This window comes from Paenibacillus sp. GCM10027628 (assembly GCF_042676385.1).
Classification (GTDB): domain Bacteria; phylum Bacillota; class Bacilli; order Paenibacillales; family NBRC-103111; genus Paenibacillus_E.
Window position 1 is genome coordinate 185,635 of record NZ_JBHTHA010000036.1, and the last position, 25,666, is coordinate 211,300.

Annotated in this window: 26 protein-coding genes; 2 read left to right on the plus strand and 24 right to left on the minus strand. The window is 45.4% G+C overall.

Annotated elements, in window-relative coordinates:
- Positions 1-4: 4 nt before the first annotated feature.
- Both ACFQZT_RS23765 and ACFQZT_RS23770 read right to left on the minus strand, forming a co-directional pair.
- Positions 5-658: a trimeric intracellular cation channel family protein gene (locus ACFQZT_RS23765; RefSeq protein WP_379303812.1), complete on the minus strand. Its 654-nt coding sequence runs from the start codon at positions 656-658 to the stop codon at positions 5-7.
- Between the two features lie 19 nt (positions 659-677).
- On the minus strand, positions 678-1,751 hold the full coding sequence (locus ACFQZT_RS23770) for a Gfo/Idh/MocA family protein (RefSeq protein ID WP_379303814.1): 1,074 nt from the start codon (positions 1,749-1,751) through the stop codon (positions 678-680).
- A 258-nt stretch (positions 1,752-2,009) separates the two neighbouring features.
- On the opposite strand from ACFQZT_RS23770, the gene ACFQZT_RS23775 reads away from it, so the two are divergent.
- Positions 2,010-2,231 (plus strand): hypothetical protein, encoded by a 222-nt coding sequence (locus ACFQZT_RS23775; protein WP_379303816.1) that lies wholly within the window; start codon positions 2,010-2,012, stop codon positions 2,229-2,231.
- Here the strand turns inward: ACFQZT_RS23775 and kapB are convergent.
- The 3 genes from kapB to ACFQZT_RS23790 are packed head-to-tail and all read right to left on the minus strand — an operon-like array spanning position 2,228 to position 3,493.
- Positions 2,228-2,623, minus strand: coding sequence for a kinase-associated lipoprotein KapB (gene kapB / locus ACFQZT_RS23780; protein ID WP_379303818.1), 396 nt, complete (start codon positions 2,621-2,623; stop codon positions 2,228-2,230). The genes ACFQZT_RS23775 and kapB overlap by 4 nt on opposite strands.
- 26 nt (positions 2,624-2,649) lie before the next feature.
- Positions 2,650-2,970: a thioredoxin family protein gene (locus ACFQZT_RS23785; protein WP_379303820.1), complete on the minus strand. Its 321-nt coding sequence runs from the start codon at positions 2,968-2,970 to the stop codon at positions 2,650-2,652.
- Position 2,971: 1 nt separating this feature from the next.
- Positions 2,972-3,493 carry a hypothetical protein gene (locus ACFQZT_RS23790; RefSeq protein WP_379303822.1) on the minus strand — a complete coding sequence of 174 codons (522 nt, stop codon included), beginning with the start codon at positions 3,491-3,493 and terminating at the stop codon, positions 2,972-2,974.
- Between the two features lie 242 nt (positions 3,494-3,735).
- Between ACFQZT_RS23790 and ACFQZT_RS23795 the strand changes: the two genes are divergently transcribed.
- Positions 3,736-3,948, plus strand: a complete 213-nt coding sequence (locus ACFQZT_RS23795; RefSeq protein WP_379303824.1) for a hypothetical protein — start codon at positions 3,736-3,738, stop codon at positions 3,946-3,948.
- A 60-nt stretch (positions 3,949-4,008) separates the two neighbouring features.
- Here ACFQZT_RS23795 and ACFQZT_RS23800 read toward each other — a convergent pair whose 3' ends face one another.
- The 19 genes from ACFQZT_RS23800 to ACFQZT_RS23890 form a co-directional block, all read right to left on the minus strand.
- Positions 4,009-5,622 carry an ABC-F family ATP-binding cassette domain-containing protein gene (locus ACFQZT_RS23800; RefSeq protein WP_379303826.1) on the minus strand — a complete coding sequence of 538 codons (1,614 nt, stop codon included), beginning with the start codon at positions 5,620-5,622 and terminating at the stop codon, positions 4,009-4,011.
- Between the two features lie 115 nt (positions 5,623-5,737).
- Positions 5,738-7,693: an ABC-F family ATP-binding cassette domain-containing protein gene (locus tag ACFQZT_RS23805; RefSeq protein ID WP_379303828.1), complete on the minus strand. Its 1,956-nt coding sequence runs from the start codon at positions 7,691-7,693 to the stop codon at positions 5,738-5,740.
- A complete protein-coding gene (locus tag ACFQZT_RS23810) occupies positions 7,690-8,739 on the minus strand; it encodes a M42 family metallopeptidase (protein WP_379303830.1) in 1,050 nt (349 codons plus the stop codon). Before ACFQZT_RS23810 ends, ACFQZT_RS23805 begins: the two co-directional genes overlap by 4 nt.
- Before the next feature lie 369 nt (positions 8,740-9,108).
- A complete protein-coding gene (locus ACFQZT_RS23815) occupies positions 9,109-9,399 on the minus strand; it encodes a Dabb family protein (RefSeq protein ID WP_379303832.1) in 291 nt (96 codons plus the stop codon).
- 13 nt (positions 9,400-9,412) lie between these two features.
- Complete coding sequence (locus ACFQZT_RS23820; protein WP_379303834.1) at positions 9,413-10,969, minus strand: ABC-F family ATP-binding cassette domain-containing protein; 1,557 nt, start codon at positions 10,967-10,969, stop codon at positions 9,413-9,415.
- Between the two features lie 128 nt (positions 10,970-11,097).
- Entirely contained in the window at positions 11,098-11,553 is a 456-nt protein-coding gene (locus ACFQZT_RS23825; protein WP_379303836.1) for a GNAT family N-acetyltransferase, read from the minus strand.
- Positions 11,554-11,572: 19 nt separating this feature from the next.
- A complete protein-coding gene (locus ACFQZT_RS23830) occupies positions 11,573-13,075 on the minus strand; it encodes a DUF6382 domain-containing protein (protein WP_379303838.1) in 1,503 nt (500 codons plus the stop codon).
- Between the two features lie 13 nt (positions 13,076-13,088).
- Positions 13,089-13,598 carry a prepilin peptidase gene (locus tag ACFQZT_RS23835; RefSeq protein ID WP_379303840.1) on the minus strand — a complete coding sequence of 170 codons (510 nt, stop codon included), beginning with the start codon at positions 13,596-13,598 and terminating at the stop codon, positions 13,089-13,091.
- Between the two features lie 46 nt (positions 13,599-13,644).
- A complete protein-coding gene (locus tag ACFQZT_RS23840) occupies positions 13,645-14,310 on the minus strand; it encodes a TadE/TadG family type IV pilus assembly protein (protein ID WP_379303842.1) in 666 nt (221 codons plus the stop codon).
- Positions 14,311-14,327: 17 nt separating this feature from the next.
- Positions 14,328-16,565, minus strand: coding sequence for a hypothetical protein (locus ACFQZT_RS23845; RefSeq protein ID WP_379303844.1), 2,238 nt, complete (start codon positions 16,563-16,565; stop codon positions 14,328-14,330).
- Positions 16,566-16,618: 53 nt separating this feature from the next.
- Entirely contained in the window at positions 16,619-17,659 is a 1,041-nt protein-coding gene (locus ACFQZT_RS23850; RefSeq protein WP_379303846.1) for a TadE/TadG family type IV pilus assembly protein, read from the minus strand.
- Positions 17,625-17,852, minus strand: a complete 228-nt coding sequence (locus tag ACFQZT_RS23855) for a Flp1 family type IVb pilin (RefSeq protein ID WP_379303848.1) — start codon at positions 17,850-17,852, stop codon at positions 17,625-17,627. Before ACFQZT_RS23855 ends, ACFQZT_RS23850 begins: the two co-directional genes overlap by 35 nt.
- A 23-nt stretch (positions 17,853-17,875) precedes the next feature.
- Positions 17,876-18,745, minus strand: a complete 870-nt coding sequence (locus tag ACFQZT_RS23860) for a type II secretion system F family protein (RefSeq protein ID WP_379303850.1) — start codon at positions 18,743-18,745, stop codon at positions 17,876-17,878.
- Position 18,746: 1 nt separating this feature from the next.
- Positions 18,747-19,619: a type II secretion system F family protein gene (locus ACFQZT_RS23865; protein ID WP_379304193.1), complete on the minus strand. Its 873-nt coding sequence runs from the start codon at positions 19,617-19,619 to the stop codon at positions 18,747-18,749.
- Between the two features lie 2 nt (positions 19,620-19,621).
- On the minus strand, positions 19,622-20,884 hold the full coding sequence (locus ACFQZT_RS23870; protein ID WP_379303852.1) for a TadA family conjugal transfer-associated ATPase: 1,263 nt from the start codon (positions 20,882-20,884) through the stop codon (positions 19,622-19,624).
- Complete coding sequence (locus tag ACFQZT_RS23875) at positions 20,881-22,002, minus strand: P-loop NTPase family protein (protein WP_379303854.1); 1,122 nt, start codon at positions 22,000-22,002, stop codon at positions 20,881-20,883. Before ACFQZT_RS23875 ends, ACFQZT_RS23870 begins: the two co-directional genes overlap by 4 nt.
- A gap of 280 nt (positions 22,003-22,282) precedes the next feature.
- Entirely contained in the window at positions 22,283-22,795 is a 513-nt protein-coding gene (locus ACFQZT_RS23880) for an acyl-CoA thioesterase (RefSeq protein WP_379303856.1), read from the minus strand.
- Positions 22,796-22,854: 59 nt separating this feature from the next.
- Complete coding sequence (locus ACFQZT_RS23885; protein ID WP_379303858.1) at positions 22,855-24,528, minus strand: protein kinase domain-containing protein; 1,674 nt, start codon at positions 24,526-24,528, stop codon at positions 22,855-22,857.
- Positions 24,529-24,605: 77 nt separating this feature from the next.
- Positions 24,606-25,643: an SAM-dependent methyltransferase gene (locus ACFQZT_RS23890; protein ID WP_379303860.1), complete on the minus strand. Its 1,038-nt coding sequence runs from the start codon at positions 25,641-25,643 to the stop codon at positions 24,606-24,608.
- Between the last annotated feature and the right edge of the window lie 23 nt (positions 25,644-25,666).

Here is a 25,666-nt window from a genome sequence, read left to right on the forward strand (position 1 = left end):
CCAGTTACATTTCCGATCTTTTCCTCGAGCTCTCCGCCAACGCGTGATTGGAGACTGCATTTCTAAGAGAACGTTTGGGGAGCTTCCATTTATTGATTACGGATAACATTCTTAGGATGACAATTAGGACAAATAGAACAGCCAACTGCCAAGCGCCCTGCGCCCAACCTAGACCGACCAAAGCACCGGCCAGCATGCCCCACACCGCATAGATCTCATCTTTAAGCACAAGCGGCTTGCGTCCGGCCAATACATCTCTAATCATGCCCCCGCCAATTCCGGTAAGAACAGCCGCCACGATAATGGCGCTTAGCGGATGGCCCATATTCGTCGCATACAGTGCTCCCTGGATGGAGAAAGCGGCTAACCCGATCGCGTCAAAGAAGGCTTCCCACGTTTTCCATAACCGGATGTATCGAACAGGTAAGAAAAACACAAGCGTCATTGCAAATAAAGCAATTTGGAAGTTGATTCCTTGCTCCCAGAGCAGAACGATTGGCTTCCCGATTAACAGATTTCGGATAACGCCCCCGCCGAAAGCCGTAACGAGCCCAAGTACGTAGACCCCAAGAATATCGTATTCTTCTTCCATGGCAACAATAGCCCCGCTCACCGCGAAAGCAATCGTGCCGATAATGCTAAACAACTCCCAGTTCACTACTTGCAGCTCCTGTCTTCTAGATGTCCCAGTTCAGTTGTACTTCTCGGCCCGTTTGCGACGAACGGTAAATCGCATCCAGGATCAAATTATTGGTGTATCCTGTCATGACTGAAGTAATCGGCGCAGCGCCATCGCGAATACAAGCCAAAAAATGTTTCGCCATACGGACCCGCGATCCTTCATCTCGATCAGGAATGCTTAACTCGACGTCAGCTTCACGATCAAACATTTCCGCCATCAATTTGCCTTTCGCGCCGCGAATGGAAGCACCGCCTTCGGAACCGAGCAGCTGCACATAGGGCTGATTATCGGTGTCGACGAGCGCTGCCCAACTTACATCCAGCGATAAGGTAGCGCCGTTATCCATCTTAATCAGCGCCGTCGCTAAATCTTCAACATCGTAATGACCGTTCCAGTTCGGAGCGCCCCAGGAGCCGATTCCTTTTTTCCTTGGACCGAATTCGGCATACGTGGCTCCATAAACCGATACAGGCTTAGGGTTGCCCATTAAATAAAGCGATAAATCCAGCATGTGAACGCCAAGATCAATGAGCGGGCCGCCGCCGGATTTATCCATTTGCGTAAACCAGGTGCCCCATCCGGGAATGCCCTTACGTCTCACCCAACCCGCTTTGGCATGGTAAATATGACCAAGGGCGCCTTTTTCCGCCTGCTGCTTGACTTGCATTGATAAGGACTCCCAGCGCAATTGGTGCGGGATCATCAGCACCTTGCCCGCTTTGCGTTCTGCTTCCACGATTTGCTTCGCAGATTCCAGATTAATCGCCATTGGCTTTTCGAGCATAACATGCTTGCCGGCGTGGAGCGCTTGTACCGCAATAGGCGCATGCCATTCATTTGAAACCGCAATGACAACCGCATCGATGGAACTGTCTGCTAACAGCTGATCCGTGCTTGCATAGACATTCTCAATTTGATGTTCTTTAGCTCTTGCTTCCGCTAAAGGCAGGTACACATCGGTTACCGCCGCGATTTGCGCCTCCGGAACTTGCTTTAACACTTCCATATGTACATTCCCAATGTTGCCGGAACCGATAATTCCAATGCGAATCGGATGTTGTGCCGTCATTTTCGAATAACCCCCAAAACTTGTTAGTATGCAATCTTTCTTATTATAAATCTGGGGTCCCTTCCCCGCAACAGGAATCCTTTAAAATCAGTGCTAGATTCAATGACGAGTACAATTACGCGTTATTCTTGCAGAATGCGGACAAAATCGATGGAATACATTGATAAGACTTATACTTTTTTAATAGCCATCCACAAACATATCTAACATTTGAAATGTATCCTAAAATCATAAGGCGAAGCTCGAGGAGGGATAAGTATGCAAGCAATATCCATCAAATTCATCAATAAAACAATTCCTGTGCTGAATTACACCCACAAGCATTCTCAGATGGATCTGCTGTCGAAAAAACTGAAGGAATTAGAACTTCATTTTGAATTTCGCAGGAAATTAAAAATGATCTCATTCATTGAGATCATTGGTGATGTAGCGATTTTTAAATATAACGACGGCACCAAATTATACCTTGAAGTTTCTTAATTTTGTATCGGGAAATACTCTTTCCCTAACTGTTCAAGCTCCTGCAGAGAGCGTCGTGCCCATGCCTCCATGTCCGACAGCTTACTGATTTGCGCCAAAAGCGCTCTCTTCAGAGATTCTTGATAGTCAGGCACAACCCCGGCAAAAGGTCGAATCGTCGAGATAGGCATAAGCGCAATTTCTTGAAACGATAACGCACGGCGTTGATGAAAAAAAGCAACCGACGGATCCATGGGATTGTGCAAATCTCCTTGTGTCGGATGATCTTTCACAGCTAATATACGGACGGCGGCTTTTAATGAATGGGTAACCTCCACCACTTCCCCATAGTAAACCCCAGTTTTATACTCAGCGATAACGCGATCTCCTGCTTGAAAAGATCCAGTATTCATTACAAATAACCTCCAACCTCTAAATATTAGGATTGTATTAGCGGCAGTAACCGGCGATAAAGCTCATCCACCGATTGCATGCGGTAAATGAAACGCACGCCTTTCCCGCTTTCAAAAACGACTATACATGGTACACTGCTTATTTGCCATTCATGCGTAAGTTTCGGTAAAAAATTAATATTGCTCTTGGCGAGCGGCAATGTTGGCTGCATCGTTAGAATGATGTTCAGCATACGCTCCGTTACCTTGCACGTTCCACAAAATGGCGTGTACAAAAATACAGCTAACGATTCTGCTTTACCTGGTGTCATTTGTTCCAGCAGATCTTCTTGCGACAGTTCCTTCATGCTAGCCACCTCGTACGTCTAACCAGGTTAAACTTTCCACGGCACAGTCGATCAGCATTGGAAAATCGTCAATATGGCTCTCATCGATTTTACGGCCAAATGACAACGTAATTTGATTCCTGTAACTGCCGGGAGACGATGCCTCAAAGGTAAAAGAAAGCTGCTGGGTTATTTGGGGCCGATGATTCCAAATCGTATGGAGCTGTTTCTCGATGACTGGACATTCCGCTTCCGGATGATGAACTTTAGTGAAAAGCCGCACTTCCAGCGTGCAACCGGGTGTAGCCGCAGGATTTTCCAGAATCTCAGCCGCCAGATCGCTAAGATGCACATGCAGATTGATCTCTGCTTTGCTCGGCCGATACGTTTTCTTGGTAAACTCGATGGCATACGTCCGTGACATCGAAGACAAGTCGATCAGATCCGCCCGCCGAGTCACCAAAATTTCCCCGGCCAAATCCAGATCATACACAGCACCTTCGAGCACGACCTTCACATTCTCATATATCGTGGGATCAAACAAAGGCACACCTTCTTTCATCTTTCCTTTGATTCGATTATACTAAAAATGCGAGTTTAAAAAAGTTCGCTTTTAGAACCGAGAAGGTTGGGCGAACTCCGGAGAAGGAGGAACGGAGCGTAGTGGACCGGACTTCCCGGATTCGTTCAAGATTCGATGCTGATTTACATCCTGATTCATCATCGTTATAAAAGTGAATTTTTTAAACAACCTTTGAAAGCATATCACGTAAAGAAGGTGTTACATTGTCAGACAAGCCCGAAGATCAGCTCACGGAGCAAGCAGGTCAGAAAAAAGTTAGCTTAGCTGATGCGATTAAGCAAAAACTCGCTCAGAAGAAAGCGGAGCAAGCCGCTCAAAAAGCAAACCCTAAACATGGCGGATTAGGCAATCAAACGGCTAAAAGCCAAATGACAAAAAAAGTAAACAATCAACGTCGTCGTACCGGCGGCAGCTAGTAAAGACGTAAAGAGCGCCCTGATAAGTATCGGATCAGGGCGCTTTTTGCATTTGTACACTTAAGTGTAAAGGGTTTCGCGCTGTTTTTTCACATCTTCGCTGTCCAGGTACTCGTCGTACGTAATCATCTTATCGATAAGACCGTTTGGCGTAATTTCCATCACGCGGTTAGCGATCGTTTGGATAAATTGATGGTCATGGGAGACGAACAGAATCGTACCGTCGAAATCGACCAGGCCGTTGTTCAACGCGGTAATGGACTCCAAATCCAAATGGTTCGTCGGCTCATCGAGAATAAGCACGTTTGAACCGCTAAGCATCATTTTTGAGAACATGCAGCGTACTTTTTCGCCTCCGGAAAGGACATTTGCTTTTTTCAGCGCTTCTTCGCCGGAGAACAGCATGCGGCCTAAGAAACCGCGCAAGAAAGACTCATCCTGGTCTTTGGAATACTGACGAAGCCAGTCAACCAAGTTCATATCCACGTTGAAATAATCTTGGCTATCTTTAGGGAAGTATGCCTGTGAAGTTGTTACGCCCCATGTGTAGCTGCCTTCGTCCGCTTCCAACTCGCCCATAATAATTTTGAACAGTGTCGTTTTCGCGATTCCATCCGGTCCGACAAAAGCGACTTTGTCCCCTTTATTGATCGTGAAAGTGAGATTATTCAGCACCTTCACTCCATCAATTGTTTTCGTAAGACCTTCAACTGCAAGCAATTGCTTACCGGCTTCACGCTCGGATTTGAAATTGATAAACGGGTACTTACGGCTTGATGGCTTAATGTCTTCAAGAGTAAGCTTTTCAAGCTGTTTTTTACGGGAAGTCGCTTGTTTCGACTTGGAGGCGTTCGCGCTGAATCGTGCAATGAAAGCTTCCAGCTCTTTACGCTTCTCCTCGGTTTTCTTGTTCGCATCGCGGGCAAGACGAAGCGCAAGTTGACTGGACTCATACCAGAAGTCATAGTTACCGACGTACATCTGGATTTTACCGAAATCGATGTCTGCGATATGCGTACACACTTGATTCAAGAAGTAGCGATCATGGGATACCACAATAACCGTACCTTCAAAACGAGCCAAGAAATTCTCTAACCAGCGAATCGATTCCAAGTTCAAATGGTTGGTAGGCTCATCGAGGAGCAGAATGTTCGGATTACCGAACAATGCTTGAGCCAAAAGTACACGAACCTTCTCATTGCCGTCAAGATCTTTCATTTTCGTATCATGCAATGAGGTTGGAATACCGAGACCAATCAGTAGTTCAGCCGCATCCGACTCCGCCTGCCAGCCGTCCAAATCCTGGAACTCGCCTTCCAGCTCAGCCGCTCTCATCCCATCTTCTTCAGAGAAGTCTGCTTTCGCATAAATCGCATCTTTCTCTTCCATAATTTTATACAAGCGGGCGTGGCCCATGATGACTGTTTTCAGTACTTCTACTTCGTCAAATTCATAATGATTTTGTTTCAAGACCGCCATTCTTTCGCCTGGCGTAATGCTGACTTCACCAGTATTCGGCTCAATCTCACCGGAAAGAATTTTTAGAAATGTAGATTTCCCCGCGCCGTTCGCACCGATCAGACCGTAACAGTTGCCTGGAGTAAATTTAATATTGACGTCCTCGAAAAGCGCTCTTTTGCCGTAACGAAGCGTCACGTTATTCACATTAATCATTGAGAATACATACCTGCCTTTATATTAGTTTGATTCTATTATACCATATATAGGGACCTTTGTTCGGAGAAGAAAGTCTCTCCTTTTTGGGACCTTTGTTCGGAGAAGAAAGTCTCTACTTATTTCGTGCTATTTCTTCGACAAGCTCGGATAAATATGTCCAGCGCTCCATTGCTGTTTCCAGCTCTGCAGCCGTTGTCTGCTCTTCTTCGTACAGATCCCGAACGCGGTCAAAATCGCTTCCTGCCGCTTCAATTTGCTTCTTCAAATTTGCAGCCTTTTCCTCTAACGCAGCTATTACACTCTCGATTTCGTCCCATTCTTTCTGTTCTTTAAACGTGAGCTTTTTAGGGCGAGTTCCGGTTCCGCTTGCTGGGTTGGACGTTGTTGGAGTGCTTGCAGTAGCGGTGCTTGACTTCGTTGAAGCTATGTTCTTCACGGTTTCCTTGCGCGCTTGCTCCGCTTCTTCCTCTTGACGCTTCTCCTCCAAATAATCGGAGTAATTGCCGATGAACGGTTCGATTCGACCATTCCCTTCAAAAGCAAACAGATGCGTACACGTCCGGTCCAAAAAATAGCGGTCATGGGAAACTGTGATGACCGCTCCGGGAAAGCTCTCCAGATAGTCTTCCAGAATCGTTAACGTTTGGATGTCCAAATCGTTCGTCGGCTCATCAAGGAGCAGCACGTTAGGCTCGCCCATCAATGTGCGCAGCAAGTAAAGTCTGCGCTTCTCTCCCCCGGACAATTTGCCGATTGGCGACCATTGCAGCGTTGGCGAGAAGAGGAAACGCTCGAGCATCTGCGCTGCCGAAATGGATTCTCCGTCGGCTGTGCGAATGACCTCCGCCGCTTCCTTCACGTACTCGATGACGCGCATCTTTTCGTCCATTTCGACATTCTCTTGCGTATAGTAGGCCAGCTTGACCGTTTGGCCGGTCTCGATTGTGCCGCTGTCGGGCTGGATACGCCCGGCAAGCATATTCAGCAGCGTCGACTTGCCGCTGCCGTTCGATCCGATGATGCCGAGACGATCATTAGGCATCACGATGTAGCTAAAGCCGCTGATGAGCGGCTTCCCGCTTGTGAAAGCTTTGGTGATGGCTTCCAGCTCCATCACCTTTTTGCCCAGGCGGCTGCCGGCCAGCGCCATGTCGAGCTTTTCCGCGGGACCGTCGACCTTGCGGTCCCGGAGTTCTTCGGCGCGCTGAATGCGCGCCTTTTGTTTCGTCGTGCGCGCCTTCGCGCCGCGACGGAGCCAAGCGAGCTCGCGGCGCAGCAAGTTCTGCCGCTTGTCTTCGCTGGCGGCTTCGGATTCCATCCGCTCCGCCTTCTTCTCGAGGAACGCCTCGTAGTTGCCCTCGTAGCTGTAGATCTTGCCCCGGTCCAGCTCGAGGATGCGGTTGGTCACCCGCTCTAGGAAGTACCGGTCATGCGTAACGAGCAGCAAGGCGCCGCGCCACTTGCCGAGGAATTCCTCGAGCCACATGGCCGTCTCGTTGTCGATATGGTTCGTCGGCTCATCGAGGATGAGCAGATCGGCGGGCTGGATCAATACGCGAGCCATCGCCACGCGTTTGCGCTGACCGCCGGACAGCTGGCCGACGGGCTTGTCGAAGTCGCTGATGCCGAGGCGCGTCAGCACGGTTTTGGCGAGGGTGCTGGCTTCCCAGGCACCCTGCTCCTCCATGCGCTGCTGGGCTTTGAACAGCCGTGCTTGTTTGGTCTCGCTGGAGGTGTCCAGCTCCAGCTCGACAAGGGCGCGCTCATAGTCGCGAAGCGTCTGCATGAGCGGCGTATCGCCGTGGAATACCTGCTCAAGAACCGTGGAGTTCGGATCGAACTCCGGGTTCTGCGGCAGGTATTCCACCCGAAAATGGTTCGCGTGCACAAGCTTGCCGCGATCCGCCGTTTCCAGTCCCGCCAGCAGCTTCAGCAGCGTGGACTTGCCTGTGCCGTTCACGCCAATGAGGCCGATGCGCTGCTTCTCGTTCACCGTGAACGAAATGTCATCGAACAACACTTTATCGCCATAAGTTTTCGTTATATTCAGTGCGCTTAGAATATTCATGCTTGAGCCGGCTCCATGATATAGGCCGCGAGCAGAGCAGCCGTATTCACTACTGCATCCATATGCGTTCTCTCCATGCTGTGTGACGCGTGAACACCCGGACCAACCAGCGCAGCGCGAATGTCGCGACCGCCTCTTAAGGCCGCGGACGCGTCGGATCCGTAACGTGGATAAATGTCCACTGCGTAACCGATTTGCAATTTCTCGGCCAGTTCAACCATTTTTGAAGTCATCTGATAGTCATACGGACCGGAAGAGTCCTTCGCACAGATAGAGACATCCCGCTCGCTGCCGCTAAGATCGTCGCCAAGCGCCCCCATATCTACAGCGATCAGCTCAGTTATCTCTTCCGGGATGAATGCGGAACCATGACCGACTTCTTCGTAGTTAGAGAAGAAGAGTTTGACCGTATATGTAGGTTTAACTGCTTCTTCTTTTATCCATTTCAAGAGTCCAAACAGGGAAGCAACGCTTGCTTTATCATCCAAATGCCGTGATTTCACAAACCCGTTTTCTTTGATCTGCACGCGCGGATCGAAGGAAATGTAATCGCCAACGCGAATGCCCAAGGCTTCGACATCCTTCTTCGATTTCACCAGCTCGTCTATTCGAACCTCCATATTGGCCTCGTCACGCTTAAACTCTCTGGCATCTTCATAGACGTGTACGGAGGGACGAGAAGTCAAGATCGTACCATCGTAAACGCGTTCATCACGTGTATGAATTTGCACATATTCATTTTCGATCGCGCCCATCATGAAACCGCCCAGGTAGGTCATTTTAAGCGTGCCGTTTTCTTTAATCGAGCGAACCATGGCACCAAGGGTATCCACATGAGCGGAAATGCCGATCACCCGGTCATCCCGCTCGCCGGGAATCGTTACAATTCCGCACCCTTTATTCGTATAAGTAAGCTCGTAGCCTAGCTTATTTACCTCATCTTCAACTTTCCGCATAATGTGATGCGTGTAACCCGTAGGGCTCGGAGTCCGCAGCAGCATGTCGAGTATTTCCGTCATATAGGCTTGATTCAGTTTCGTTTTCAAACGGGATTCCTCCCTTATCATAGTATAAGTCCTCTTTAACACAGTGTTTAAAAAGTCCGCTTTCAGAATCGAGAAGGTTGGACGAAATCCGGAGAAGGAGGAACGGAACGAGATGTGAGTACCGGACTTCCCGGATTTCGTCCAAGATTCGACGTCGAGTTACTTCTTGAATTACTTCGTTATGAGATAAACCTATATCGAAGTCATTCGAAGATGTTCGACCGCGTTTAGATGTAGGTTTATTCGCCAATCAGAATGTAATTCTGATGTGGACAAAGTGGACTTTTTAAACTTCCTATTGAACACACAAAAAACAGTGCAGCCTCTTCTAAGGATACTACACTGTTTTCCAGCGTTTTTCAAACAGGATTAGCTTTCAAAATCGACACAAACCGAGGTTCCGTCCAAGACGGATTTCATATGAACCTTCACTTCCTCATGAAGCGGATGCGTGTCATACGCTTTTAAATCTTCAAGCGAATCGAATCTGGTTATCAATGCGATATCATAGGATCGATCCAGGTGCAGAACATCAGTACCTACTTCAATGTGCTTCAGAACCGGAATTTTCCCTTCCATATTGGTTAGAACCCGTTTGGTGGCTTGTACAGATTCCGGACTCCGATCTTTCAGTTTAAACAATACAACATGTGTTAACATATATTCTTTCCCCCTACTTTGCTACTTTCGCTGACCATGCTTCCACATCCCAAACTCTCGTTACCCAACCATCATAAAAATCAGGCTCATGACAAACAAGCAGGACCGTTCCTTTGTATGCTTTCAAAGCACGCTGCAGTTCTTCTTTAGCGACTACATCCAAATGGTTCGTCGGCTCGTCAAAAAGCAACCAATTGCTTTCCCGCATGAGCAGCTTGCAGAGTCTTACTTTTGCTTGTTCTCCTCCGCTGAGCATGTTCAGTGGGCGTGTGATGTGTTCGTTTTTCAAACCGCAGCGTGCCAGTGCTGCTCTTACTTCATGTTGGTTCAAGGAAGAGAACTCATTCCATACATCGTCGATCGGTGTGATGCCGGCTGCTTTTACTTCCTGCTCGAAGTATGCTGGAGATAAGTAATCTCCTCGGTAAGTTTTACCGTTAAACGGGTCGATTTTACCAAGAATCGTTTTGAGCAACGTCGATTTACCGACACCGTTGCAGCCCACGATGGCGATCTTTTCGCCACGTTCAATCGAAACATTCATTTTGGGCAGTAACGGGCGGTCGTAGCCGATTTCCATATTTTCCGCTTCAAAAACGATTCTACCGCTCGCTCTGGATTCCTTAAATACGAAGGTCGGCTTCGCAGCTGTTTCAGGGCGGTCAATACGCTCTATTTTCTCCAACTGCTTCTGACGGCTTTTCGCGCGACTCGATGTTGAATAGCGAGCTTTATTTCGTTGAATAAAATCTTCCTGCTGTTTGATATATTCCTGTTGTTTTTCGTAGGCTTCGATGTGCTGATTTTTGTTGATTTCCGCCATATCGAGGAACTTTTCATAATTCGCCGTATAGCGAGTCAGCTTCGTAAATTCCAAATGATATACAACATTTACAACTTCATTCATGAATTCAGTATCATGGGAAATCAGCATGAAAGCGAATGGATAATCTTTGAGATAGTTTTTTAACCACTCAATATGATCGACATCCAAATAGTTCGTTGGCTCGTCCAGCAGCAGGACGGTCGGCTTTTCCAATAATAGCTTTGCCAAAAGAACTTTCGTTCGTTGCCCGCCGCTTAACGCCGTTACGTCGCGATCAAGGCCGATTGCGTTAAGACCGAGGCCATTCGCCATCTCTTCAACCTTGACATCAAGTAAATAGAAACCGCTCGCCTCCAGACGCTCTTGAATTTCGCCCATTTCTTCAAGCAAAATTTCAAGCTCCTCAGGTGAGGCGTCGCTCATCTTCTCCGTAATGTTCATCATTTCTTTCTCCTGCTCATACAGAGGCAGGAACGCATCACGAAGCACATCACGAATCGTTTTACCGGGTGTCAAAACAGAATGCTGATCCAAATAGCCATAGTGAACCCGAGGGGTCCACTCCACCTTGCCTGTATCCTTAAGCACCTTACCGGTCAATATATTCATCAGCGTGGACTTCCCCACGCCATTCGCTCCAACTATACCGACACGTTCGCCGGCGAGTAGGCGGAATGAAACATTTTTAAATAAGGTACGATCTCCGAAACTGTGACTTAAATCTTCAACTGTCAAAAGACTCATCTTGTAAACCCGAACTCCTGTCTGTTTAAGGATACCAGTCATTCTTTAACGTCTCATTATAACATCGCGAGTAACAGACAGGGAATAGTCAAAAACTGTCGAGAACGCCTCTATTCAATTTTTTAAGCTTAATCTCGCAAATCTGTTAAATCTTTTACAAACAAAACTCGATCTTCGCCAGGCGATTCATAGTCAACAGCTATCGATGAAGAAAATCCCATTCTTTGATGGAATAATATCGAATTTTTGTTGACAGGCGAAGTTATACAACGAACCGTATTGCAGCCATGGCCACGCACCTTGTTAAAAAATAATTTATAAAGACGCCGCGCAAGTCCGTTTTTCCTGAATTCTGGATGAACCCCGACAAAGTGAATATACGCTTCGTGGCTGTGAGTTTGAGAAATGAACCCAACCAAGAAGGATACAATTTTACCATCATGTTCAATCACAAAACTTGTGTTCTGAAAATGCTCAAAAAATAAGCGCGGCAAAAGTTGCGTCATTTGACGGCCACCCCACCAATCGTTCAGAACAGATATGATTTCAGTATAATCGGTCTCTTGTAAGCAACGAACCTCCATTTCGTAATACCCTTCTTTCCTAATTAAATTCCCGAAAAGTGATCTCAGATCGGACAATTCGTATGACATCACCCTCTTGAAGCGGATAAGCTTGATAAGCCACCAGCGCTTCTCCGTTCAAAAAAGTTCCGTTCGTTGAACCCAAGTCTTTGATCCCAAACTTGTCGCCATCTTTCATAATTTCAACGTGCAGTCTTGAAACGCCTGACTCGTCCAGAACGAAATCAACCTTCGCCTCTGACTCCCCCCTGCCAATAAGAAAACTATTGCTCTCTAATGCAAAGGTTTGGATGCCCCCGTCCCCCATCACTTCTAATAGGGCTCCTTGTGTCCGTTTCAGCTTATTGCCTAAAAATACAGTGACATTCGGTTTGGAATTGCCGAGTAAAGTCGTATGCATATGAAGTTTCTGGTAGTGATCTTGAATATTTAAAGATTTGAGAATTTGAGGCTCTTCCAAATAATGTCCCCTATTCCCTTCTCCAGCAGAAGCAGAATAAATGTCAGAGCTCTTTACAGCATTATACCAAGGAATTCCTCTAAACTTCATCACAAACCATAAATCTGTAAATAGCAGTGTCAATCCCAGTGTGATACGAAACATTGCCGAAGAGGGATACGCCAAATAATTTTGCCATAGAAAAGCCGTTAACAGTAAACATGCAACTAAGAAGATGATCTGTGTTCGTTGAGTGGCTTCAACAAACGAAAATGTACCTCGAACGCTACCGCTCCTACCCTTTTCCTCCTGAACCCCACCCCTATAAAATAACGCATCTTCATTTCTATTCCAGAGAGATTTAGGCAAACCGTTTTCAGGCTCGTTTAACAATTCCTTATATGGTTCCTTTTGCATCTCTCTTGACTCTTCTTGTAATAATTCTTTATTCGGCCCCATTTTATGGTTAGCTGGCAACTCAATAGATTCAAATTTGTTTGAATCACCTTCATCCATCAAAGTAATAAGCTTCTGTCTATAGTCCGTCAAATCTCGATTCTGTGAAAGCTGTTCCAACCATATTGCCATCGTTCGCTGATCTGCATCCCTCACCTTATCGGCAAGCTGAATCTTAAACGATTCTAACGCACCTAGAACGGAGACTTCCTCATTTTCATGATGAAGAGGCACGTAGGTCAAATATACATCTGACCAGTCTGTGCCAATATATATAAAATTATCTTTTAAGACATACCCATTTTCATGCAGCATGTAATTCCTGCTTTCTTCCAGCGTGCAAACAATGGTATAAAGGACTTTTGCAAACTGTAAACATGTAAAACCTTCCACCTTTAACACATGGGAGAGCATACGCTTAGAATTCAAATTGTAGAGAAGGCTGATATGAAAATCTACTTCCTTTACTTCCAGCGGCAATAGATGAGGTATCGTGTTCGCTTCCAGCATGCGAAGTTGCAGCCCGGAAAGCTCTTCCGGCTTAATTCCTTTTTCTCTGTATAGCTCCATATAGTGGCCATGACGGTATACAAAATCGTAGCGAAGTCCGAAGATTTCCTGGTTCAATGCTCCACCTCTTTCATTTAAAAACTTCATACCAAGCCAACATGACTGCCGGGGCCACGGCGTACATGAATGGGAATTTCGTATTATTTTGACGCTTCAAATTCAAAAGGGTTCCCTTATCTCCAAATGCGACAATAGAAATAAACCAGCTAGCGAATTTGTGGCCTGTTGTAGTCACTTGCCTTCGAATCAACAGTAAGCATAGACCGATTACACCGGCAAACAAAATCGCATAAATGATGCATTGAAGAACAAACGTAACTCCCATTAAAGCACCAATAGCAACAAAAAGCTTCACATCCCCAGCACCGAGAGCCCCGAGTAAATGTAGCAGAAATAACAAAGTAAATCCTGTCACAGCCCCATTCAAGGTGAACATCAGACCATTCCAACCTTGGGTCGACACGTGGAAAAAGAAGCCAACTAACGTTCCAGACAGCGTTAGCACATTAGGGATTATAGACTTGCGAGCATCCGTGATAAAAGCGATGCCGACTAAAAAGAATAAAATCAGATGAATCAAATAAACCCTCCTAAGAGAATCCGTCATTTTACCAGTTTATTTAAGGCTAAGCACCAACCCATGCTCGTTCAAATGCTTTCTTTTTCAAAATGATCATTTTACTAATAAATGGCAGTGGAAACTTATATTCAATTTGAGCTTCAATGCCAAAGAAAGCGTTACCCGAACGTTCCATGCTCGGCAGTGTTACCGAGATGACTTTGAATTGATCTTTTCGAATCGTAGCGCTGTCGCAAAAAGCATAAGCAATGGGAGTGAATGCTGCATTAATTCGCGGTTTTACCGTTTGATCGTAAAATTGGTCGATCTCTTCCTGGGCTTCTCCTTCCCCTTGCCTGCGCTTTTCCTTTTCCCATTTAATTAGCTCTAGCAGCGAGTCCGGAATATAAGCAGCGTACTCATCAGCTAAGTCTTCAGCGCCGACTACCTTGTCTCTTGCGGACTTTACACGATCAACGGCTGAATTAATCATTTCCGACACCCGGCTTTGATCGTAGTGAGACTTTGCTTCTTGAACCAGCAGTCGTACGGGATATAGTTGACCTGCTATTGACTTGGTTGCTTCGGTAACCCCTGCTTGCAACGCCATTTCCATTACAGCAAGTTGGATGAAAAGGATTATTCCTACCACAAAGGCTAGAAAAAATGGCAGCACTAAAGATGCTTCCAGAACGATCCCCCCTTGCTGGTCGCTTCTAAATTTGCGTAGCATACGCCCTCCGATTATCCTTAATAGGACATTGCAGCTGTACTAGTGATTTGACAGCGATTTCCCACTACTTTGCAGCCTAATAACCCAGAACCTTCCATCAGCTTCATCATTTGAGGGATGAACCAAACCCTTATACTACTTGCTGCAATTCCTTGTACATATGTAGTTTCGTGAATCAGGTCTTTGCCCGTTTGCAACTCAATGAGTGCTTGCATTCTCGCCATTAACTTGGTGTTGTTGCTGTGCAGCAGCAGAAAAATTCGCAAATAATCTTTATAGTTCAAGCTTAGCGCTGAAGAAGTTAATTTTGCGGACAACTCGACAGACTCACCTTTGACCAGCTTGTTCATATCTTGAAATGCTTCGAAGGCTCCCTCAGCAGCGGCAGCCAACAACACTAGAAACGGTGAACCGATTTGTAGCAGCTCTTTTTTCGGATCAAGAAGTGCTTCTACCGTCCGGATCGCCATTCGAAAGGAAAACATTTCCGCATAAGCCGAAGAAATATTGGCTGCGCATGAAGAAAATCCATAAAGCAAGTATTCTACTTCTTGGTTCCCTAATACATGTGAGCCAGGGTCAATGAGCTCGTTCGATCGTTTCGGCTGACCGGAAGGATCTTTTTCAACCCCGTACGTTCGGTAATTGAATTTCGTTAAAGCAAATTCATTCACGTAGAGTTCATTACGCATCGTCGCAGCAGCTTGATTAAACGCTTCCAGCATGCTCATTGCTTGAAGGCTCACTGGTTCCGGTTTCTCCAAATCAAAGGCTACTTCACTGCCAATGACTGTTTCTTGAGCGTTCGCCTCGCGGTATTTTTGATAAAAGCCCTTTTCACCCTTAGCCTGTCCCTCACCTTGCAATCGTTTATATAATTCACGGTCCCCTCCCTGCTCACCTAACAAGGTGCACCCGCCAATGGATTGCTTTGCTTGATCCAGCACCGTTTGGATTTTATTTTTCTGCTCGCGTTTACTTGTCACAACCGTTTCATTTTTGTCCATTCTCACTTTTTCTAAGACACTTTGTTTCGTGTAAAATTCATTCGATCGAGTCCCATATGCATCGTTTGCACCATTAGCCTTGCTCGTATTGTCTGGCGTATACAGATAAACGGAGTTCACGATCTCTTGAAAAGCGCTAAAGAGCGCAGAAATACTGGCTACAGAATTTTGATAGTTATAGAAATAATCATCCCCGATGATGACCACACTTTGAAAAGCCTCATAAGCTTTAGACGAGCTACTCTCAGAACGCTGTTGAATAACATTCAGTTTATCCCGGATTTCATCATTTTTCTGCTTCGCTTTGCGCAAAGCAGGTTCAATGGTTTGTTGTAGCTCCCGAATCATATTTCCATTTGCAGATACTTCCAATTTCGTTGCCGAAAGCAATTCTGCATACTTCATTATTAACCCAAGAAGTCTTTCGAGTTCATTTTGTTGCTGCACAAGTTCTTGAGCCTGCAATTCCAGCTCTCTCCTGGACTCCAAAATCGATTGAATACTCGACCATGCCTGTTCACCTGCTTGACTTAAGGAAGCTATAGTCATATTCAAATTTGCTATCGAATCCCTAACTGATTTCAACTGTTCCTTCACATTCGCTAAATTGCTTCTCACTTCGTCAATCGTATGAATTCCAATCTGGGCCGCTAAATCGTCTAATTCAGCAATTCGCGTTACATAATATTTATGGTAACTCGAAGTTTTTGCATGCAGCTCTTCGCTGCTTTTCCATGCTTCATCTAACTCTTTTTCTCTCTGCTCTAACAATTTATCTAGTGCTGCTGCTTCCTTTGAAAACTGGGATCCCTGTTGAAAGGGCACCTCCGTACCGCTCTTACGGAACTTATCCGTAATCTCAAGCATAAATTCAATAGGAGCCTTGATTTTCATGTCCTCTAATATCTGTCGTTCAAAGATTACATGACTGGCCATCGAATAAACTGGCGTTACACGCAAATCCTTATCCACCGGCTTATTATCCACGTAATGAAATCCACCTGAAGATACGTTGCCAGACAGGTTATTCGCAAACACCTCTTGAAAAATGCGCTCAGCTTCTTCTTGCGTTAAACCAAGGCCATATAAACCCATCCTTTGAAGCTCTGGATCGTAAGCAGACATCACAGACCTGGAGGCAGCTTTGACCGCTGATTCATTTTCTTTTTCCGCGAGTTTGATTCTCGCGAAATCGATCAATACAGCTTGGAATAAAAATATGGGCACAATAATCAAGATTAGATACACAGATACTGCGCCTCTTTCAGAGCGAATAAATGATCGCATAAACTCCCCGCTTACTAATTATGAATGACCACGACAATTCCTTTACGTTCAAGCTCCTTTCGAAACTTATCCGTCGGTACCACCTTACCCTCTACCTCTTTTTTAAAAAAATGCCATACAACCCCTTTCACTTGCGTACCTTGTTCGAGAAGTTCCGCATCCTTGGGCATCTGTTCTTCCCGAAGCTGGGTTTCTGTGACATTGTAGAAAGCTTGGTGGGCAATACCCTGTGCGTCGAGAGCATCGATTGTCCTGCTTTTGCCAGACGGTGTTGTCAATACTACTTCCATGCCCCCAACGAGAGATTTCAAGTAAGTGGCCGCTTGGCGCTCGGTTTTAATCGTTACCCCAGGTCCTGATAGTTGATCTTGTGCTGGTTCAGTAAGTGCTTCTTTTGCCTTCTGAGGCGATATTTTTCCTTTGATCGCTTTGATGTAGGTGCGAGTTATATCTGTCAGTCGGATTAGCTCAACGGATTCCACAACATGGGAAGCCGCTCGACCCTTTGCCTGTTCCGAATCGAACCATCTTTTTATGAAGGGCGGCATAAAGAAAGGTTTATTTAAGATGACCTCTATCCTGCGATCAAAAATATAGTTCGTAAACCGAGCAGTCCCTGTAATACCCATAGGCAATGAAGATGACGACTTAGCAAGCTTATTTTCAACCTTACCGTCGATTGTCCCCCTGGACGAGGGAATCGCTACTTCTGTTGAACCCCGTGATAACAATAGACCGAACAGATCAGTCACGCTATCTTGTGTCAAACGCCAGTAAAGACCATCCGTTTGACTGGGGTTAAAATTTCCGGTCACAAAATCCTTATAACTATTGTCCCATGTGAAAGCGAGGCGCTCTGCAGTTGTGCGTGCAACTTGCTGAACAAAAACTTTCTGATAAACGTACATGCCTACAAACAATAGGGTGACCGTGCAAAGCAGGATTATTGGAAACACAAGCGAGGCCTCTATCGTGAAGCTCCCTTGCTCACTTTTTCTCAGTTCTTGGATGGACGGTCTTTTAAGGCGCACAGCTTGTTGTAGGGCCCGGCACACAGGGTGTTACCGTGCTGTTATCCTTAAGATCCGTATTGGCATCTCCAATTAATTTTTGGAACCAAGAGACGATCCATTTTCTAAAAATGATCGCTATCGCAACGAGAACCGCAACGATCAATAAAATTTCCAAAGTACCCAGACCCTCTTCGTCCTTCCAGAACGTTTTCAGCCAATCTAACGATTTTTTCATTACGGATTCCTCCTAAAATTCGCTTATTGTTTCATCATTAATAATGCTGGAGCGGCAACGATGATCATTACAACGACGAATATGAGCACCATGGGAAACACCAGTTTGGATGATGCTTCTTCGCCAAGCGTTCGAGAAAGTGATTTTCGTCTTTGCCATAGATCCAATGAAAGTGCTTGTAATGCCATTACAAATTCGCTTCCTCCACGTTTATAATTCAGCAGAAGTGTCGATGTAAAAAGCGATACCTCGTGCAGTGCACAACGTTTGCTGAAATCTTCCATGACTTTCGGAAAAGACACGTTCATTTCTAACTCATGTACCGCTTGGGCTAACTCTTTTAATAAAGGCGTTTCAACTTTATGCTTTTGTGCTTCGACACAATGTATCCAGGCACGGTTAACGGTCTCTCCTGCATTCACGAGAAGTACGATCGTATTAAGTACTTCCGGAAGTTGAAGGATCATATGCTGCTGCTTTTTTCGAATTTTGGTATCCAGATCCCTTACCATGAGCGCAGGTACGAGCACAGTAACAATGAAACCAAATCCGATTAAGTTTATATCTCCTCCTGTGAGAGCTGATAATAATGAAAAAAGGAGCATACAAGCACTTGAAGCTGAGATGAGCTCCGCACAAAACATTTTGCTGCCATGTATGGCGAAACTTCTTCCATAAAGCGTAATCAGCTTATGATGTATTTTCGCTGTAAAATCAGGGAAATTCTCCATCAATTGCAGCTGGTCTACAATCAGAAGGCTTAAGGGCAGCAGCCATTTGAAGCGGAATGGATACGAATTCTCTTTAAGAAACCGGTGGTTACGCTTATAACCAAACAAGAATAATAGCAGATAAATAATAGCTTCAACGATGCATACAGCTGTGATCCACATGCTACACCTTAATATTCATAATTTTTTGGGTAAGCCCATAGCAGAAGGCCAGAAGTATCAAACTTACGGTCATAATAAGAACGCCGCTGCCTGTATAAAGAGGGTCCATGTATTCCGGTGAAGTAAAGGCAAGCACAGCTACAATCACAATTGGCGCAAAACTCAGCACTCTGGACTCAAATCTTTTCTGTGCAATCATGACCGCGATATCCTGCGTAATTTCTAGCTTTTCCCCTATTACACCAGCCGTACGTTTCATAACTTCGACCAAATTGCCCCCAGTCCGCTTACAAGTAAGAAAAACGTCCGTAAAGCTGTTCACATCATCCAGATGGCTGCGATCGGAGAAATTTTTCAATGCCGCCTCAATGGGTTCACCATTCTCTACCCTTCTGCAAATGATACTAAACTCCACAACGATAAGGCAGTTAGGATCTGGATAAAGTACCTTTAAATCCACAAGTGCTTCTCGAAAAGCGGATTCGATAGATTTCCCGGCTGTCATAGCTGAGGATAGACAACTTAACGCTTGCTTAAACTGAACATGAAGCTTGTTCTTCCGCAATCGAATCAATTGTTTTCTGCGAAATCGTGGATAAAGGAAGCCTGCAGCGCCTAATGCCAATGCAAGAAAAATACTTTTATAAAACACATAGCCAACTCCAACAGCTGGTAGAGCAAGCATTAAAATAGCTGTAATCCTTTCTTTTGATGTAAGCTGATATTCATTGTAGTCCAAGAGTGTAGAAGTTCTAGTCAACGACTTCACCTGCTCGAACCTGGGTTCTTTTAACGTCTTTTCACCATTTCTTTTCTCCAATTTTAAAAGTAAGAACCAACTACAAACGCCTACGAAAAGCACAATCAGCGCCATTCTCAACCGGTTGCACCTTCTCTCTCAGCCGTGCGGAACCAAGCTGGCAGCCGCTTGCCGGCCATTTGAATTTTGTACATGTTATGAAGGCTATTACCTGTATAAACAAGCTTACCGATTACTTGCTGATCTTCGGTTACACCATGGTCCTCAAATAAGAAAAGCGGATTCAATTGTACTTCGCCATTCACCACGCCAAGAACCTCATGAATTTCTGTCACTTTACGTGTACGGTCGCGAATACGACTCAGATGGATCATCACATCAAGTGCCGAGGCGATTTGCTTTCGAATGACCTCTACAGGGAGAGCAGCCCCGCTCAAAACCATGGTTTCAAGTCGGCTAAGCATATCCATTGATGAGTTAGCGTGACCCGTACTGAGCGAACCATCGTGGCCTGTATTCATTGCTGCCAGCATATCAATCGCCTCAGCCCCACGGACCTCGCCAACGATAATGCGATTAGGCCGCATACGCAATGAAGAGCGAATGAGGTCACGAATTGTGATCTCACCTTTGCCTTCCGTGTTGGCATTGCGTGTTTCCATCCGGACTATATTCGGAACAGTTTGGATTTGCAGTTCAGCAGAATCTTCGATGGTTATGATTCTTTCATCGGATGGAATCCAATCACTCAGAGCATTCAAAAATGTCGTCTTTCCTGAACCGGTCCCACCACCAATGAACACGTTGCAGCTCGATTCAACCATCGTCTGCAGCAATTCTGCAGCCTGTTCAGTGATGCTGCCCATTCGGATCAAATCCATCATGTGCATCGGCTTTTCCGGAAACTTACGTATCGTGATCGTCGGGCCTCCAAGCGACGCCGGCGGCAGTACGACATTAACCCTAGAACCATCCTTTAGTCGAGCGTCGACAATGGGCGATCCTTGGTTCACAATACGGTTGACTTTAGCAACAATAGTCTGAATGAGGTCCTCCAGTTTCTCCTCGCTTTCAAATGAATAAGGATATCGTTGTACAGCCCCTTTTTGTTCAATAAAAATGTTCTCATGCCCATTGACCATAATCTCTGAAACTGTCGGATCATCCAGCAGCGGTTGAAGTACATCTAGCCCCCGAAACGAGTTGAATATTCGCTTCACACCTTCATGTATCTCACTCGAAGTCCATTCTTGTTCCGCAGCTATGGAGAATACAACTTCTTCGATCAGTTCCATCAATTGCGCATCACTCACGGTGCTCGAAAGATCCAGTCTCTCTTTGATTTGCTGCTTCAAACTGACAAACAAAGTCTGGTTCATGAAGCTGCTGCTCCTTTTACATTCAAATCGCGCGCCGTAGAATCGGAGACATAAGCATGGAACATTTCATAAACCTGCTCTGAAAATAAAACCGATTGCCACACTTGCTCGGGTGAATGCACATTTTTCCACTCAGGAATATATGGCAGATAACCTTTAATGGTGTTATTTCCCAGAACTGATAAGTCGTTCATTAGCTTACCTGTATATTTATTGACCACATAATGTAAATTCGGTAGATTTCCTAACTGTTTGTGCAAGGCTTTAGATTTATATAAATCGTTCAAATCATCGAGCAAGATCCACAAGATATGATCACTTAATTCTAACGCCTTGAGGATCCTAGGATGAACGGATGCTTCCAAATCCACGATCATATAATCGTATTGATTTAACCCTATTAGGGCTTCGATGAAGAGTCGAACAGCTTCACCAGACATTTCCTGCATTTCTCGGATTTGATCTTTCGGAGTCATATAATCAATTCGAAACCGGGGATCGTGAGATTTAAGCAGCGCAAGCTTAGGTCCCAACAGTTCAGGCGTACTTTTCAAATAATACAAAATTTGCGAAAAATGAGCCGAATCTCCTTGCAGCCACAACGAGGCTGAGCTTACCGACTCCAGACTTAAGTAAAATATGCGTTCGCCCCGAAACGACAGCTGCTTTGCCAAATGAATAGCCGTCATGGACTTCCCGCTGTTGCCGGCACTGCCATAAACGGATAGCACCTGCGTATTTCTCGCTCCATGAACTCCACCTGCTTTTTGCTTTTCCCAATAAAAAGCGATGATACGGGAAAGCAGTTGATGCAGAGATTGGTAGCGATACAAAAACGGAACCTTTGTCTCGGCATCGCTCGAACTGGCGATGTTTTCACTTAAAATCATTTTAATTAATGAAGTACAATGGTTCTTAAGTTCCGGAAAATAAACTTCCGACAATAACAAAATACCTTCGCATGGAGGACTATCGAGCAGCTCCATCACGAATTCCAACTTGGTGAACAGCTTCACCTGAAGTTTGTCGGCAAACTCCGAATGACGAATGAATGAAGCCAACCGTTCGGCATAGACCACGTCGTCATCAAGAACAAAAAGTTGAATTTTACCCATCATATCCTCCTTTACTGGCAAGAAATTATTATGAAGTAAATACCATTGCATACAATCCGCTGCCGATTAAAACAACACTGATAATCGCCAGTACGATGGCAATACGGGTTGTCGTTGCAGAATTCATGCATCACTCTCCTATGCGATTTTCAATAGAAAAGACAAAAACAAAAAAAGCACTCACTGATTGAAGAGAAAAAATCTCAACGATCAGCGGTGCTTCCGCTTTTGTCATATTAAAGTATCCAAATTATACCACGTTCTACCAAAAAATCAATCCCTATTATTCCCAAGGATATTTCATCGTGAAGAAACCTGCAAGTTTCTTGCTTTCTTCCCTGCGAATTCGGCGAATTTCCGCACGATGAGGCGCGGACTCGTGAAGTTTCGTTTCTTCTTCCGTTTCAGGCGCAACTTGCGGAACTTCCACTGGCTTTTTATTTTCATCCAGCGCTACGAATGTAAGAAAAGATGTAGCCGCAATTCGGCGAGCTCCGGTCTTCAAATCCTCAGTCACTACCTTCACAAATACTTCCATTGAGCTCTTGCCTGTCCACGTCACAAACGATTCCAGACAGACGGAATCCGACGTATGGATCGGATACAAAAAATCGACCGAATCCGTCGAAGCCGTCACAACGGATCTTCGGCAATGTTTATGCGCTGCGATCGAAGCGATATCATCGATGTACGACATCAGCTTCCCGCCAAACAACGTATTGTGATTATTCACATCTGTTGGGAAAATTCTCGATGTTTTAAAGCATCTGGATTCTCTTGCAAATCTTTTTTCCATCAATTACAGCCCCTCTTCTATTTATCTCTCTTTGTATCATAACATACTTGATGGAATGATTACCCGTACTTTTTAAATAGGGAAAACATGGTCTTCCTAGCCATATATCGTTTTTTCTGCAAAATGGCATCTGGTAAAATTTGTTTGATCAAGGGAGCTAGCGAATTCTCCAATTTCACCAACACCTGTTGTTCATCTTGAATACATTCCCCTTTCCAAACGGCACGCATGACATCCGCATAAGGTATTTCGGGAATCGTACATAATGGGGCTTCCGGCAGTGAATCCACCCATTCTCTGTGTAAACGCCCAACATCAGCCCGATTGGCTACAAAATGTACCTTCTTACCGCGTTTACGATATAACTCAAACAGTGCCAAGTGTGCCCTTGAGCTCGGCCTGTTGCATTTACCTGGAGAGGCATCGAGCACCACGATGATTTCGTCAGCACTGTGGCAAAGCTCTTGAACTGTGCAATCTCCCCATGCTGTCGATACGTCCATGAAGACGATTGGCTTTTTGATACTGTGTAAAAGTTTATATGAATCCGCCGGCTGCCAAGTCTCCTTGAAACCTTCAGGATGTAAAGGCACCCAAGTCGTAAAGCCGCTTGTCCACGTTGTTGTATGTATGGCTGTAAGTTCGGTTAATGCCGTAGAAACAAATGAATAATCTTTCGGCGCTTTTTGATCGCCATAAAGTAGCATATACAGATCCGGTTCAATGACCGGATGTTCGACAACGGCATTAGGAATCTGCATGGCATGCAGGATTCGGGCTAAAGAAATCGCAGTAAATGTCGACCCTGCACCGGCAAATAAACCTCCAACTACAATGAGTTTGTCCGGAATTGCTTCAGAGACTAATGTTGGATCAGCCTGAATGCGTTCTTGACGGCCTCCTTGACTGTTTCTACTTTCCGTCATCTCGGAAGACAAAACACGTAGCCGATGTTTAACCTCCAAAGCTGACTGGCAGCGGTCCTGCGGCTGCTCTTGGAGAAGCATTCGGATGGTTGAAGTTAAAACTTCCGGGAGTCCTTTTCGAAGTTGTTCGATAGGCTGCTGAGTTATATAAGCAAACTGCCCCCCTGATAGCAGGTAATAGAGCATCGCGCCAAGCGTAAACAAATCAGAGCGGGCATCTGTCTGCGACCCAAGAAACTGTTCGGGTGCCGCAAAGCCAATCGTGCCGATCTGCATCGTATCCGACTGTTTCCCTTGCGAATAATGCCTGGCAACACCAAAATCAATTAACCTCACCTGATCCTGTTCGCCCAGCATCACATTTGCCGGTTTCAAATCGCGATAGATGATCGGCCGAGGCTGAAAAGTATGCAGATAGTGAAACAAATCGCATACTTGAATCGCTATGCCTATAATTTGCGAAACGGGCAGTTGACGCCTTTTTTCCTCAAATAAGTCTTGTAATGTCGGACCTTGAATATAGTCCATAACCAAGAAACTGCTGCCATCATCCGTTGTAAAATAATCCACCAACTGCGGGAGCTGCGGATGTTGAAGCCTTGCAAGCATCTCTGCTTCCTCCAAAAAGAGACCCGGATCTGCTGTTCCCGGTAAACACTCCTTTACCGCCCATTTCTTCCCTTTCAGCTTCAAATCTTCAGCTAAATACACATGCCCCATACCTCCTTGACCGAGCAAGGAATGAATCCAATATCTTCCCCCAATACTTGTTCCTATTAATTGCTGTCTGCGCTGTACAATAAACAAATCGCCCCCTTATCAGGTAAGAATTACCTTGATTATAAGAGGGCTCCCAACAAAAATCTACAACATTTTTCCAATTTCTATGTTTTTTGCAAGTAAAGCGTTAATTCCTCACGATTGTGGAACAGTTGCTTGGCTTTGATCAAAAAGAGCGACGGCTCGAACAATTGCATAAGCTCACGGATCGTTTGGAAAGGCTTCTTATGCATAAGTTTCACCGTAATTATTGCAGTTCCTCCACTTTGGAGAGCATAGAGTAAGTCTGCAACGAGCCGCCCCATTTGACGCGGACTCCAGCTCATATCGCAAACAAGCAAATCAAATTCATCCTGACGCAGCTTCACGTCTCCGGCATTTTTCTTATGAATGGTAAGCATCGGATGGCCATATAAACTCGGGTGCATAGCTGCCGGATCAATGGCAGTCACACGCAACCCGCGTTCCAATAGAAAGGACGTCCAGCCACCAGGAGCTGCACCGATATCAAGAGCTGCTCGCGCATAGCTGAAATCAAGTCCAAAACGCTGTTCGGCCTCAAGGAGCTTGAACTTCGCACGTGAAATTTGGTCGTCTTCCTTATGAAACCGGATCGCACCACCCGACCAATCGGACAAGTTGTCCGAAGGTTTGGAAATGCCGGCGAACAGCTTGTTCGCGCTAATGTATACCGAAATAATCCGGTCCGACTGCCGAACGACTGGCTCTGATTGCAACTCCCTAACAATCACTTCATCCAAAGCAGCCTTAACGGCAAACGGTGCGAAAGGTACGTTAGCACGTTCTTCTTTCCTGACTTGTACGGCTATTTTTTCACCAGAACCCATCAGCCCAAGAGCAGAAGCTTGTCCAAGCCAAGCCTTCAAATGATTTAAATCCATCTCCGAACGACTCAACTCCCATTCATGATGAACGGGCTGTACGTGTCTAAGAAAAATGGGTTCTTGTTCTTTTATCGTGGTTAAAACCTCGTCGATATCAATAGGCACTTCGAACATGAAAACTTCCGTCGGCACCAATAACGTAAACTTGGCCACAGGAAACAATCTGCGAATTTCTTCTTGCGCATATTGGGCGAATCCGTGATTTGAAGTGCCGATACATTTTGCTAAAATTGTCATAGCCGCATCCTTTAGAGGTAGTT